Annotated in this window: 13 protein-coding genes; 3 read left to right on the top strand and 10 right to left on the bottom strand. The window is 51.1% G+C overall.

Translation table 11 applies throughout. The features are described 5' to 3' along the window. Positions 1-106: 106 nt before the first annotated feature. Positions 107-1,021: a LysR family transcriptional regulator gene (locus MUB23_RS10225; RefSeq protein ID WP_244800385.1), complete on the bottom strand. Its 915-nt coding sequence runs from the start codon at positions 1,019-1,021 to the stop codon at positions 107-109. A gap of 133 nt (positions 1,022-1,154) precedes the next feature. On the opposite strand from MUB23_RS10225, the gene MUB23_RS10220 reads away from it, so the two are divergent. From MUB23_RS10220 to MUB23_RS10210, 3 genes are all read left to right on the top strand, one after another. After that, the gene (locus MUB23_RS10220) at positions 1,155-1,652 is read left to right on the top strand and encodes a TRAP transporter small permease (RefSeq protein WP_244800384.1); all 498 of its coding nucleotides are present in this window, start codon (positions 1,155-1,157) and stop codon (positions 1,650-1,652) included. Continuing rightward, complete coding sequence (locus tag MUB23_RS10215; protein ID WP_244800383.1) at positions 1,649-2,935, top strand: TRAP transporter large permease; 1,287 nt, start codon at positions 1,649-1,651, stop codon at positions 2,933-2,935. Before MUB23_RS10220 ends, MUB23_RS10215 begins: the two co-directional genes overlap by 4 nt. Before the next feature lie 167 nt (positions 2,936-3,102). Then, complete coding sequence (locus MUB23_RS10210) at positions 3,103-4,434, top strand: MATE family efflux transporter (RefSeq protein WP_244800382.1); 1,332 nt, start codon at positions 3,103-3,105, stop codon at positions 4,432-4,434. 94 nt (positions 4,435-4,528) lie between these two features. Here the strand turns inward: MUB23_RS10210 and MUB23_RS10205 are convergent, their stop codons facing one another. The 9 genes from MUB23_RS10205 to MUB23_RS10165 form a co-directional block, all read right to left on the bottom strand. Then, positions 4,529-4,987, bottom strand: a complete 459-nt coding sequence (locus MUB23_RS10205; protein ID WP_244800381.1) for a pyridoxamine 5'-phosphate oxidase family protein — start codon at positions 4,985-4,987, stop codon at positions 4,529-4,531. 116 nt (positions 4,988-5,103) lie between these two features. Beyond that, complete coding sequence (locus MUB23_RS10200) at positions 5,104-5,301, bottom strand: hypothetical protein (protein ID WP_244800380.1); 198 nt, start codon at positions 5,299-5,301, stop codon at positions 5,104-5,106. Positions 5,302-5,456: 155 nt separating this feature from the next. Continuing rightward, positions 5,457-6,245 carry a protein-ADP-ribose hydrolase gene (locus MUB23_RS10195; protein ID WP_244800379.1) on the bottom strand — a complete coding sequence of 263 codons (789 nt, stop codon included), beginning with the start codon at positions 6,243-6,245 and terminating at the stop codon, positions 5,457-5,459. Between the two features lie 95 nt (positions 6,246-6,340). Beyond that, positions 6,341-7,654: an RNA-binding domain-containing protein gene (locus tag MUB23_RS10190; RefSeq protein WP_244800378.1), complete on the bottom strand. Its 1,314-nt coding sequence runs from the start codon at positions 7,652-7,654 to the stop codon at positions 6,341-6,343. 152 nt (positions 7,655-7,806) lie between these two features. Next, complete coding sequence (locus MUB23_RS10185) at positions 7,807-8,640, bottom strand: SIR2 family NAD-dependent protein deacylase (protein ID WP_244800377.1); 834 nt, start codon at positions 8,638-8,640, stop codon at positions 7,807-7,809. A gap of 278 nt (positions 8,641-8,918) precedes the next feature. Beyond that, positions 8,919-9,962, bottom strand: a complete 1,044-nt coding sequence (locus MUB23_RS10180; RefSeq protein WP_244800376.1) for a type IV pilus twitching motility protein PilT — start codon at positions 9,960-9,962, stop codon at positions 8,919-8,921. A 14-nt stretch (positions 9,963-9,976) separates the two neighbouring features. Further along, entirely contained in the window at positions 9,977-11,650 is a 1,674-nt protein-coding gene (locus MUB23_RS10175; protein WP_244800375.1) for a GspE/PulE family protein, read from the bottom strand. Between the two features lie 15 nt (positions 11,651-11,665). Further along, positions 11,666-12,343, bottom strand: coding sequence for a hypothetical protein (locus MUB23_RS10170; protein WP_244800374.1), 678 nt, complete (start codon positions 12,341-12,343; stop codon positions 11,666-11,668). 16 nt (positions 12,344-12,359) lie between these two features. Next, on the bottom strand, positions 12,360-13,784 hold the full coding sequence (locus MUB23_RS10165; protein ID WP_244800373.1) for a hypothetical protein: 1,425 nt from the start codon (positions 13,782-13,784) through the stop codon (positions 12,360-12,362). Between the last annotated feature and the right edge of the window lie 18 nt (positions 13,785-13,802).

Here is a 13,802-nt window from a genome sequence, read left to right as displayed (position 1 = left end):
TAGCTGCGCAGCTAATTCTGACCCTTATTTTAGGCGCGGTTTATCATAATGTCTAATATATAATTCTATATTGTTTGATAATCTTTTTGGCATGCTCCTCCTTTATTTATTCCTCCAAACCATTTCCTTTCCGCACCGCGGCAATCTCCTGGGGGACAAAATCCAGGATAAAATCGCGGAAAAGCCGGGCCGCCTTGGAAACATACCCGCTGGTTTTCCACCGCACGTTGATGTGCCGCCGGCATACGGGATCCGCGATTGGAATCAGGGCAAATCCAGTCTCCCGCATCATATAATACCAGGTCAGCTCCGGGGCGAAGGTCGCTCCCATCCCATTGCGCAGAATATAGGTGACATCGTCTCTTGTGGCCGTCATCATAAACTTTTTCGGAGAAAATCCATTGAGCTCACACTGCATCAGCATGATATCGTTGAGCACGGAATGAAACGGATGGGTAAAAATAAAATTCTCATCCTTCGCTTCTTTTAAAGCGATCTCTTTCCTCTGGGCCAAAGGATTGTTAAAAGGAATTCCCAGCTGAATCCGCTCCGAGAGCACGGTCTTGCAGTCTGGCTCCTCCATTTCCTGGACGGAAGCAAAAATCACAAAATCATGCTTGATCGGCAGATTCCCATCCGGAGCCGTAAACGGGGTAAACTCAAAGTGGATGCTGGGATAAATCTTATTGAATTCAATGATGGCCAGATAGATCAGTTCAAAGGACAGATTCTGGGAGATGGTGATCGTCGCCATCTCGGTCTGCCGGTACTCATTCAGTTCCCGCTTGACATTTTCCTCGGCCGCCAGCATTCCTTTGGCATAATCCAGAAAAATCTGGCCGGCCTGATTCAGCCGGATTTTGTTTCCCAGCCGGTCGAATAAAGGCGTTCCCAGATCCTCCTCCAACATTTTAATCGTCTTGCTGAGCGCGGGCTGCGCCACATGCAGCTCATTGGCCGCCTGCGTCATGTGCTCCAATTCCGCCACCTTCATAAAATATCGCATCTGATGCAGTTCCATGATTTTCCTCCTTTTGTGTATAATAACAATTTTGATATCATTCTATAATTCATTATATATTAGACATTATCGAAACTCAATTATATGATGAAATAAATCATGATTCCAGATAAAATGACAAGGGAGGAAAAACATGAAAAAAGTTCTGAAATGGCTGGATGCCTATTTTGAAGAGGCCGTCAGCATTGCCGCCATGGCGGCGCTCTCCTGCGTGATGATGCTTCAAGTCATCATGCGCTACGTTTTTAAGCAGGCCCTTCCCTGGCCGGAGGAATTCTGCCGCTACGCCTTTATCTATTCCGCGTTCCTGGGGATCGGCTACTGTATTAAGAATCATAACCTTTTGCAGGTGACCCTGATCACCAATCTGCTGCCCCAAAAAGCGGTCCGGGTTCTGGAGTACCTCTCCGGCCTCCTGTCCATCGTCTTTTATGCGCTGCTGCTCTACGCCTCGATTCAGGTCACAATCACCTGCTATGAAAAAGGGCAGACGTCTTCCGCCACCGGCTGGGTCATGTGGATCTTCTATCTGGCCGGGCCCATCGGCTTTGCCTGCGGAATCATCCGGCAGATCCAGGCGCTCTGCGGTCTGTCAAAACAGAAAGAAAACAAGGAGGAGCCTTTGGTATGAGTCTGCTGGTTTTTGCCTTTTTCTTCGTACTTTTGTTTTTATCCGTTCCGATCGCAGTCTCCCTGGGTTTTTCCACCATACTCCCCGGCCTGCTGGATCCTGCTTTTAAGGGAAACCTTGCCTTTGTCTACCGTTCTATTTTTGCGGGTTTGAACACCACGACGGTCATCGCCATTCCGCTTTTTATGCTGTCGGGCGCGATCATGGCCAAAGGCGGGCTGTCAGAAAAGCTGTTCGACGTCTTTGCCGTATTCATCGGAAAAATCAAAGGGGGCATGCCCTGCGCCGTCGTGGTCACCTGTCTGTTCTACGGCGCGATCTCCGGTTTTGGTACCGCCACCTGCGCGGCGGTCGGCGCCATGTGCATCCCGGTTCTGACCTCCCTGGGATACGATAAAGTCTTCGCCGCCGCCCTGGTCGCCACCTCGGCCGGCCTGGGCGTGATCATCCCTCCCAGCGTACCGTTTATTTCCTTTGCCCTGGTCACGGACATCTCGGTCGGAAACCTCTTTTTAGCCGGGATTCTCCCTGGAATTCTGATCGCCCTCTGCATTATCGTCTACGTTCAGTTTTTCTGCCGGAAACACGGGGAGGACCGGGAAAAAATAGAAGAAAAGTACCAGAGCCTGCGGAGACGCGGTTTTCTCCATGTCATTCTGGACGGCTTCTGGGCCCTCCTCTCACCGGTGATCATCCTGGGAGGCATCTATTCCGGAATCGTAACGCCCACCGAGGCTGCCTGCGTATCGGTCTTCTACTCCATTTTGGTCTGTCTGTTCATCTACCGGACGATCTCATGGAAACAGCTCTACGGCCTGTTTAAGCAGGCGCTGACTTCCTATGCCCCTCTGGGGCTGATGATGGGACTGGCCATGGCCTTCGCCAAAATCATGGTTCTCTTGCAGGCGCCGCAGCAGCTGACGGCTTTCCTGTCCGGCATCGTGGACAGCAAAATTGTTTTCCTGCTGATACTGAACGTGATCCTGATCATCATCGGAATGGTGATGGATGCCGGTCCGGCCGTCATGATTCTGGCGCCCATGCTGTTAAATATCACGCAGGCGCTCGGCATCGACACCACCCACCTGGGAGTTATCATGGTGACGAATCTTGCCATCGGCTTTGTGACACCGCCTTTTGGGATGAACCTATTCATCTCCGCGCCCATGATCAGCGCGGACCCGATGGCCGTGGGAAAGAAGTCGCTTCCGTTTATCGGAGCCTTTCTCGTTGCCCTTTTGGTGATCACCTACATCCCGGCGCTTTCGCTCTGCCTTTTGTAACAGAAAAAACTGTGGTTTTGACTTGACAAAGAAATCTCTGTTTTGTATAATATGTACTGCTCACTCGGAGGGCGAGTCATTCGTTTAGAAATGACAAGCTGGATAAGGTGACAGGTTGAAAAGCCTGTTTCTTATCCAGCTTTTTTGTTTCATAGGGGGAAGATGCGATGGATTTATTGAATGGTAAAATCAAATCTACTTATTTTCGGTATCTGAGCGCCGCTTTCGGCAGCGCAATGATCAGCTCAATCTATGGAATTGTGGATATGGCGATCGTCGGGCAGTACCAAGGCCCCGACGGCACCGCGGCCCTGGCCGTGGTCGCCCCGGTATGGAATATCATCTACAGCCTGGGATTATTGACGGGGATCGGCGGATCCGTGCTGTACAGTGCGGCGAAAGGCGGCGGGGAAAAGAAGAAAGAAAATCAATACTTTACCTCCGCGCTGATTGGAACCGTATTTTTTGCCGCGCTCAGCTGGATTGTGATCGCGCTGTTTGACACGCAGATGCTGACCCTGTTCGGCGCAGGGGATGGCTTGCTGGCCCTTGCGGAGCGGTATCTCCAACCGGTCAAATTCGCCGTGCCGCTTTTTTTGTTCAACCAGATGCTGGCGGCTTTTCTGCGAAATGACAATCATCCGGGGCTCGCCACAGCGGCGGTGCTGGCCGGCGGACTTTTCAACGTGTTCGGCGATTATTTCTTTGTGTTTACCATGGACATGGGGATCTTCGGCGCGGGCCTCGCCACGGCGATCGGCGCGCTGATCACGTTTTTGGTGATGCTGACCCACTTTTTCTCCAAGAAAAACACCCTGCGCCTGGCCCGGCCCGAACGCCTTGCGTCAAAGCTGAAAAAGATTCTCGTGACCGGCTTTTCCACCTTTTTCATCGATGTGGCGATGGGAATTTTAACCATGCTGTTTAACCGCCAGATTGTCCGATATCTGGGCAACGAAGCGCTTTCCGTATACGGTGTGATCGTCAATATCAGCACCATTGTCCAGTGCTGCGCCTACAGTGTGGGGCAGGCATCCCAGCCGTTATTCTCGATAAACTTTGGAGCCAAAAAATGGGACCGGATCCAGGAGACCCTGAAATATGCCCTCTATTCTACGGCGTTTTTCAGCCTGTTCTGGACCGCCCTGATTTTTGCTATCCCCAACGGCTTTATCCGCATTTTTATGGCCCCGACCGAGGAAATCTACCGGATTGCGCCCTTTATCATGCGAAGCTATGGGATTTCGTTTCTCCTGCTTCCTTTTAATATCTTTTCCACCTACTACTTCCAATCCCTGATGAAGCCCGGCGCGACTTTTTTGATCTCCGTCACCAGGGGCCTGGTGGTCAGCGGCATTTTGATCTACGCGCTGCCCGCTTTGATCGGGGCGGATGCGATCTGGTTTTCCATGCCTTTGACCGAGGTGATTGTCGCCGTGCTTGTCGTGTTCCTGATGCGGCGGTACCGGAAAAAAATGGCGGGGAATTTCCCCGCCTAAAATGCTGAACATTCGTTATCCGGCTGATAACCGCTTTCATTTTTGTAAATCCAGCAATTCAAATCGCCTGCATATTAGAAACCATCCTTTTTATTTATAATAAAACAGGGCCGCTTTCCACATTGATTTCAAACGGGATTGTTGGTACGCCCTCTGCACTGGGAGTGTCGCCCTCAAAAGTCCAGCCCTTTAATTTCGTGGGCATAAGCAGCACAAATTCAGCGTCTCTGCCGCCAAGAGCAACACCTTCGTCAAATGCGCCGGGAAACTTTTCACAGTAAACTGCTCTCAATTTCTCGTTGGCGTCCAGCATGGTTGAACCTAAAAACACTGCCTTGGCCTCTGCAAAATAATTTCCGGCGCCAATGCAGCAATGAGGGTTGCTCTTTAGCTGCTGATATTTCGTCGAACCGGGATCGGTAAAGATTAGAATGTTTCCCTTGTAATATACGGGGCTGACTAACCGCATGGTGACGCTTTGATCGGATGACGTAGCAAGCGTCACCGCCATCTCCTTTTGAATCATTCCATAAAAATGTGAAACATGATTCATTCTTTTATCTCCTTTTCATAAGGCCGTAACAGGCTGTGCCTGGGCGGTTCGCCATAATTTTTGTTTCATGGCTCCTTTGCCGGTTTAATACCCGCAGGCGGTCCGCCGTCAATCGATTAATGGGATCCCTCATCGATGGGAACATAGACATCCATATAAGTAACGCCATTTTTTTCATAAATTTCTTCCATACAGATACGGTTCTCATAACTTTTGGCTAAAATATGATGCTCGTTCGCATATTCATAGATTTTACCATAAGCGCCGGGGATTTTCTCCCAGGGCGCGGAAAAAGGGTCTGTAATGGTAAGCATCGTATCAAAGAACTCCGCGCTAAACAGATAAGCGACGCTGCCTTTCTAGAGATACGTTTTATGACGGCAATTTACCATGTCAGAAAATGCTTATGTTTGTCATTTCCCCGCAATCCAAACATTCTACGTATGGTTCGCGTATCTCCATTGGGATGCTATTTGACTTCCCCTAATAATCTGCGGTAAATTTCCAGATCTGTATCTTTAAAAACATTGAATACAACCTGCCGGATCCGATTGTCCGCCTGTAAAAATCCTTTGACTGTTTCCACGGCGATCTCTGCCGCCTCTTCGTTGGGAAAATGAAATACGCCAGTTGAGATACAACAAAAGGCAATGCTTTTCAGTCCATTTTCCGCCGCCAGTTCCAGGCAGGAACGGTAACAAGAGGCTAACCGTTTTCGATCTTCTCTCGTGACTCTGCTTTGAATGATCGGGCCCACCGTATGCAGAACGTACCGGCAGGGCAAATTGTAGGCCGGTGTAATTTTTGCCTGCCCAGTTGGTTCTTCATGCCCCTGGGCACTCATCATTTCATTGCACTTTAAGCGCAGTTGAACTCCGCTGTTGGAATGTATGACGTTGTCGATGCAGGAGTGGCAGGGCTGAAAACATCCAAGCAATGCGCTGTTGGCCGCGTTGACGATCGCGTCGATCTTCAGCCTGGTAATATCTCCCTGCCAGAGAAAGATGCGGCCATCCCGGCCTGTCGGGGTGAAGACAGCGCTGTCTATGATACCGCGCTTTTCATTCTCCTCCGACAGATAAGCGTCTTGAAGCTCTAAAAATTCCAGGCCTGCCGGCATCGGCGGACGGAGGTTCATCAGCGAACGGAGGAGCCGCTTTTGCTCCCCCTCTGAACCGGGAATTTCCCATTCACCGTACTGCGGCATTTCTTCCTGCATCATCCGGATCAGTTGGATCCTGCGTTCCTCCTGTGTCATAGGGTTTTCCTCCTTATCATCTGCTCTAAAACCTGTCCGATATCTGCCTTCAGGCAGATCGACTGGCCGGCGATCTGTTGCGGCACAAAGGAATTTTATCGTGGAAGGCTGTATCGGGTGTTCTTTCCCTTTCCATCTTGAATAAGCAGGCCATTTTCTGTCATTTTCCTTAACAGACGTCCGCATGATGACTGTCCCATATCAAGCAGCATTTCAACTTCTTTTCTTGTAATAAATCCCCGTTCTTTTGTCAAAGCAATCACTTTCTTTTCTGATGTGTCTTTCTCTGACCCGGTCTGCGCCTGTTTTACTGATTCTGAAATCACGTTCAAATTTGGGAGAATAATCTTAAACGCATTGTCAGATGTTTCAATCTGTGGTGTCATCCCGGTTCCCTCATAGGCATCCATGATTTTTATAAGCCCTGTTCCATATGCTTCTATCAGTTCCAAACGGTAAAATATATTTGCCAGTTTCACGTTCCGGCAGACCGATATCCCCATTGTTACATCCTTTAAAGTTACGCCGCTTACCAAACCGCCAATAGAGGTAAATTCCAGTCTGTCTGTGTAAAGACTGATGAAGGAGCTGGCACGGAACGAGTATTCCCGATGAACCAGGAGATTCAAAAGAGCCTCCCTTACTGCGGTTTCGGGATAATCCCGTCTGTCAATACGATACAGCTTCTCAAAGGTAGAATGTGTCTGATTACGGAAATCAATATAATCATAAACTTCATCCATCTGCTGAAATAAAGAACCGGTAAATTCTTTCCGATCCTTAAATTCGTTTTGTTTCGTCCCCTGAAAAACAGCAGCCTTAATTGTATGCACGCATTGGTCTGAAAGCAGCAGCCCTAAGTTTGTATAGACACCATCCTGCGTTACCAATCCGAGTGTTTTCATCTGTACAGGTCCAAACGTTACATGCCGCTGGGCAAATATCTTTTTCGCACTTTCAAATGTCAAATTCTGCTCCAAAGACCGCATTTCCTCAAAGCGGTCGCCGTCTGTTTCCTTAATCATGCGACGGATTGCTGTATTGGTAGCCGGAACGGAGGAATACCCCTGACGGACATAGACGCCTTCCGGGCGCAGACCTTTTTTGGCAATATAATATGGCCTCTCTGTTCCTTGATGAATATCAACTGCAACAATTTTCTTACCGGCTACCGTCAATGTTTCATAGTGAAGAAACATCGTTAAGTCCGGCTTGATTGCATCCCGAACCATATTGCTGATTTGCAAAGAAGTTTCGTCCGGATTATCCAATCCTGATACAGTTCCATCATCTTGAACGCCAATGTACAGCTTGCCTCCCTCACAGTTTGCGAAAGCAACGATTTCTTTTTTTATATCCTCCACCACGATTGCTTTCAATTCAACCGTTTCGCTTTCCTGAAAAATCATTTGACTGCCTCCTGATTTTATTCTAACCACATTTTACTCATTCTAACCGTTCTTGTCAACAAAAATGGTTAGAATAAGTAGAACGAAACAGGAGACAGCAAGGATCACAGAAAATGCGCTCTGGTATCAAAATAGCGTTGAATCTGTTGTTTTTAAATTAGTTGTTTTAATACCTCCCCAATATCCCCATCCATACAGACAGAGCGTTCCTTTATCTCATCCGGTGCCGCCGCTTCCCCCTGGTTGATGCAGGCATAGGTTGCCCTGGGATTCTGGTACGTCATCCGCCAGAAGGGATACTTAATAATTCCCGGAGTATTCCCTCCGACGCCAAGCTCCAGGAATAAAACGCTTTTCCCCTCCTGCCTCCTTAAAAACTCCGCGTACCGTCCTGCTGCAAGACGCCAGCCATCATCTTCCACAAAGGTATCGTCCGCCCTCAGATTCATACTCACCGGCCGGCCGCAGATTGGGCAGACAGGCACCAGCTTTGACGGAACCCGCATATTTTTCTGCTCTTTCACCATCCGGCGGACCGTATTCTCATTGTCATAGGTCTTCGCATGACAGGGTAGGGAGCACTGCCAAAGACCGTAATCGCCCTGAGTGTAAAACAAGCGGTTTTTGTCGAAGCCTGCTTTTTGAAAGCAGTGATCCACATTGGTGGTCAGAACGAAATAGTCCTTTTCCCCGACCAGCCGGAGGAGATCTCGATACACCGGCTTCGGAGGATCCTGGTACCGGTTGATCCAGATATACCGGCTCCAATAGGCCCAATACTCTTCTAAGGTAGAAAACGGATAGAAACCGCCGGAATACATATCCGAAAAATGATATTTCTCGATGAAATCGGCAAAATGCTTTTGAAACCGCGGACCGGCGTAATCCATTCCGGCGGATGCGGACAGGCCGGCCCCGGCCCCGATCACCACGGCATCCGCGCATTCCAGCCGCCGTGCCAGCTCCCTTATTTTCTCCTGATCCAAAATAGCGCCCTCCCATTCTCCGCAGAAGGAATTCCTCAAAAAGCGGACAAACCGGTTTGATCCGGCGCGCCTGTGCCGTCCCTGACAGACACTCCCTCTGCGGGCCTTCTATCCTCTACTATAAACGAAACGACCGGAATCGTAAAGTACGCACTTTTTGGTAACCATCCCGTGCTGTGCCTTCCCGCCATCGCCGCTGATATTCACAGGAAATAAAAGAGCCGTGCCGGTCCGAACTTTGACTCCGAGGCCAGCACAGCTTCCTTTTTCTCCTATCCTTAAAACATCTGCTCCAATTCCTTCCGGTTGTTGGAATACCGGAACGCATTTTCCACCGAAATTTTCCCTTCCGTGGCCAAACGCACCAGATCCTTGTTCAGCGTGTGCATTCCATAGGCCGCGCCGGACTGCATCACCGTCCCCATCTGATGGCATTTGTTTTCCCGGATCAGATTCAAAGCCGCATCGGTTCCGGTCAGCACCTCCGTGGCCGCGATCCGCCCGCCCTGTAATGAGGGAATCAGACATTGAGTCACAACGCCTTTTAAGATCCCGGCCAGCTGGATTTGCACCTGGTTCTTGGCCTCGGCCGGACAGGCGTCCACGATCCGGTCGATGGTCTGGGCCGCCCCGGTGGTATGAAGCGTCGAAAGCACCAGATGTCCGGTCTCCGCCGCGGTCACGGCCGCAGAAATTGTCTCATAGTCCCGCATCTCCCCGACCAGAATCACATCCGGGTCTTCCCGGAGCACCGAGCGCAGCGCAGCGGCAAAAGAATCCGTATCCTCCCCGACTTCCCGCTGGTGAACCAAAGCCTTTTTCCGGGTAAACACATACTCGATCGGGTCTTCGATGGTCACGATATGATCCGCCCGTCTCTCATTGATATACTCAACCATGGCAGCCAAGGTTGTCGACTTCCCGCTCCCGGTAGGCCCGGTCACAAGGATCAGTCCCCGCGGCTGGCTGGCCAGCTCCTGCAGGATATTCGGGAGTTTCAGTTCTCCCAGGCTTGGGATCCGGTCGTTTAACAGGCGGATCGTTGCCGCCAGCTTTTTCTGCTGGCGGAACACATTCACACGCTGCCGGCAGCCGTCCGGGGTCTGGATGGCAAAATCCACATCCTGTCCCGACGCAAGCCGTTTTTGCTGCTCCTCGCTCAGCGCGTTTAAAATCATAGAGCGGATTTCTTTTTCTCCCAGAGGGAGCCCGGCTTCCGCCAGCGTTCCATCGATCCGGTAAAACACCGGCATGCCCTCCGACAAATGAATGTCAGAGCAGCCCTTTGCACGGGCTTCCAAAATCATCTCTTCTATGGTCATCCTTGTTCCATTCCTTATGAGTAGTAGGCAACCTTCAGCAGCTCTTCCACCGAAGTAACGCCTTTTGCCACCAAATCCAGGCCTCTTTCTTTTAACAGGTGCATCTCCTGTTCCCGAACCGCATATTCCTTGATCTCTCCCGCCGACGCTTTCCGGTGGATCATCTTCCGGATCTCCTCGTCAATCATCAGGATCTCATGGATCGCCGTCCGCCCGCGGTATCCGGTGTGATTACAGTGGCGGCAGCCCTTGGCCCGATAAACGGTCTCAATCCCCTCCCCCAGAAAACGGTGTTCCTCTGTTGTCGGCACGTCGGCCACCCGGCATTCCGGGCAAAGCTTCCGCATCAGACGCTGGGCCACCACGCCCACCAGAGCGCTGGAGATCATGTAAGGCTCCATACCCATATCCATCAGCCGGGCTACCGTGGAGGACGCATCGTTGGTGTGAAGGGTGGACAGGACCAAATGCCCGGTGATGGCGGCGCGGATGGAAATGCTGGCGGTCTCCGAGTCACGGGTCTCTCCGACCATGATAATATCCGGGTCCTGCCGCAGCAGCGCCCGAAGGCCCGCCTCAAAAGTCAGCCCCGCCATCGGATTGACCTGCATCTGATTGACCCGCATCATATTCTTTTCCACCGGGTCCTCGATCGTAGAAATATTCACTTGTTTCTTCGCGAGTTCCTCCAGGATCATATAAAGGGTCGTGGTTTTTCCGGAGCCGGTGGGGCCGGTCATGTAGATAATCCCATTGGGCGAACGGAGTATCGACTGGAATTTCCGATAGTCTTCCGCCTCCATGCCAAAGGATTCCGCATAGCTGATCACCGCATTGTTGGCCAGCAGACGGAGCACTACCTTTTCCCCGAATACGGTGGGAATGGTGGAGACACGAATATTGATAAAACCATCCTCCACTTTCATCCGGAAATGGCCGTCCTGGGGAATCCGCCGTTCGGCAATATCCAGATTCGAAAGAATCTTGATCCGGGCCACCAGCGGAGCATGGATGGACCGCTGCAAGGTCACATAATCCACAATCGTCCCGTCGATCCGCATCCGCACCAAAGTCTGATGCTCAAAAGGCTCGATATGGATATCACTGGCCGTCGTCGTGTAGGCCCGCTGCACCAGGGAATTCAGCAGTTTAATGATCGGCGTGTCGCCGTCCTCCACCTCGATCTCTTCCAGGGGGCCCGCGGCTTCCGCGCTGCTGTTGGCAAATTTGGCCGCTTTCTGAGCCGATACCTCGGCATAATAGTATTGAATCGCTTTTTCCAGCGGTCCCTTTTCACAGAGCCGGATTTCCAACTCCTGCCCTGTGGTCTGGCGGATATCCTCCAGGCCGTAAAAGTTCAGAGGATCATTGGTCACAACCGTCAGCAGATGGTCCTTTTTGGAGACGGCAAGGACGCCGTATTTTGACGCCAAGGGCTCCGGAACCAACGCGACGGCCGAGGCGTCCACGGAGATACCGTCCATGGAAACGATCTGCAAATCCAGACGGTGGGCCAATGCCTCCAGCATCTTTGCTTCGGTGATGAACCCTTTCTCGATCAGAATCGCTCCGAGGCGCTTTCCCTTTTCTTCCTTCTGGTAGGCCAGGGCCTGTTTGATCTGCTCTTCCGTGATGTATCCATATTCTTTTAAAACTTCCCCAATCGGGATGTTTTTAAACTGGTTCATGTCTTATCCCCCCGCCTACTCCTGCATCATCAGAAGTTCCAGGCTGACATTCAGCTGGACGAATCCGCTGTCCTGCCCGTTGATCATTTTTCTGCTTCTGGAATACTGCACCACCCGGAAGGCCGGCGTATTCTCGCAAAACTGGTCCAATAGCTGCCGGCAGGCGTTCTCTTCGCCCGCAACAGTCAGATCCACCTTAGCGGAGCGAAGCTGCTCCGCGGAAAACTTGGTTTCCTGACTGGCGTTCGCGGCTTCTGTTCCATCCGTGGTTTCCGTACCGCCCGCAGAACCGCCGGAGACCGCCTGCTCCTGCGCCAGGGCAGAACCTGGAAACGGTTCCAATGTGAAAGCCTCTTCCGAGATGGAAATATTCATATTCATCGCTTCCAATCCACAGGCTTGCAGCATTTCCAAGAGCATCCGGTCAATCCTCTGGCTGGACATCCGGGGCAAAAACAGCCCGGCGGCCTCTTCCCTTCTCTGAATCATCTCCTCGTTGGTCTTCTGCATCTGAGGCAAAAGGGCCAGTTTCATATCCATCTCTGATTTTTGCAGTTCCCGGTCGGAAATTTTCTGAGATAAATCTTCCGACTTTTCGATTCCAGGCAAAAGGATAAAGTAGGTAAAGCCTACCGCCAGGAGAAAAACCGCAAGAAAACGCAAAAGTTTCTGATCCCGATCTGTCAATTTCATCGCTGTTTCCTCCTTTCTACTTTCCCGCTTCTTCCGACAAAACCACCGTCACTGTGGCCAGATAGGCTCCGTCGCCTTTTAGTGCATATCCAGAGTAGCCGATCGCATCAAAACAGCCTGCCTCGGACAGTGCATCCACATATTGATTCATTTTCGTGACATCGACGAAAGTGGCTTCCATGGTCAGCTTGCCTTCTTCCGCTGCATAACTTTTGATTTCCACGGTCAGACCGGAAGGGCAGCTGGTCTCCACCGCCAGCGCCACCTGGGTATCCATCCACGGATAGGATTTCACCAGTTCCGAAGCCTGTTCCAGCTGATTCACAATGGATAAAAGCGCCTGGTTCTCCATCTCCAATTCATCTGCTTCCGACAGCCGGTCCAAATTTTCCGGATCCATCAGATAGGCGTCCAGCTCTTTTACCGTGTTCTCTCTGCTGAAATTAATCCCCCAGATCACGGCGAATCCCGCCAGAAGCACTCCCAGCAAAATCAGCGGAAAGGCCCAGAACCGCAGCGCTTTTTTTAAGCCGCCGTCTGCCTTTTTTTGCTTTTTCCGCACCTGGATCAGATTGATATCTTTCGGCGCCTCGTAAAGATTTCCCGCCGAATAAATTTCGGACTCTTCCGGACTTGGCAGACGGTTGATCCCCAGCGAAAAGCCGGCTGCCTCCGCGCTATCCCGGCACAGGTCCAATTCTGTCTCGCTGACCCCGCACAGGTATACACTTTTTACTTCCTGGCCGCTTTTCAGAGAGGCATGGAACTGGATCATACTGCTGATGTTGCGCACCAGCTCCATTCCCAGTTCAGCCCCGCCCCGTTCGCAAAACAGCCGTTTTTTATTCACGTAGGCAAAAGCGCCGTTCAGCCAGAGCATGCTGTTTAGCGTCGATCCGTCCAGAATCATCACCACGCAGGTCTGCTTTTTGGGCGCCAGCAGCGGGGTTAAAAGCTTAATCGCGCTGGTCCGGGCCGACGTCATTTTCGTCAGCTCCACGCCGATATGCTGGAAAATCTGACAGTAGTTTTCCACATAAGCAGAGTCCCCCATGATTGCCATGACTTCCTGCAATTTCCCTTCCGGGAGCTTCCGCAGCGTCATATAATCATAGCAGGCATCTTCCTGCCGCTCGGAATCTGCAAATTCCAGAGGGAGATTCTTTAAAATAACCGATGGTTTGGCCTGGGGCGCCGTCACGACTTTGGAGACCCAGCGGGAGCTGTCCACCACCAGTTCCACATTCTTTTTCGGCAGCTGGTATTTGCTCCAGATTTCTTCCAGTTGTCTGGTCAGCTCCGCCTCGTCCGTCACCATGCCGTTCAGCAGGCTCCCCTCCAGAATCTGGACCGAGAAAGATTTCTTAACCTGACCGGTCTTTCCCCGATCTCCGAGTGTCACCTGAATATTCCGATTGGAAAGATAGATAGAGGTAATCATATTCAAATTTTCCTTCTT

The sequence above is a fragment of the Cuneatibacter sp. NSJ-177 genome (assembly GCF_022867805.1).
Lineage (GTDB): Bacteria > Bacillota > Clostridia > Lachnospirales > Lachnospiraceae > Pseudolachnospira.
Note: the sequence above shows the minus strand (reverse complement) of the source record. Positions and strands in the feature narration are given on the sequence as shown.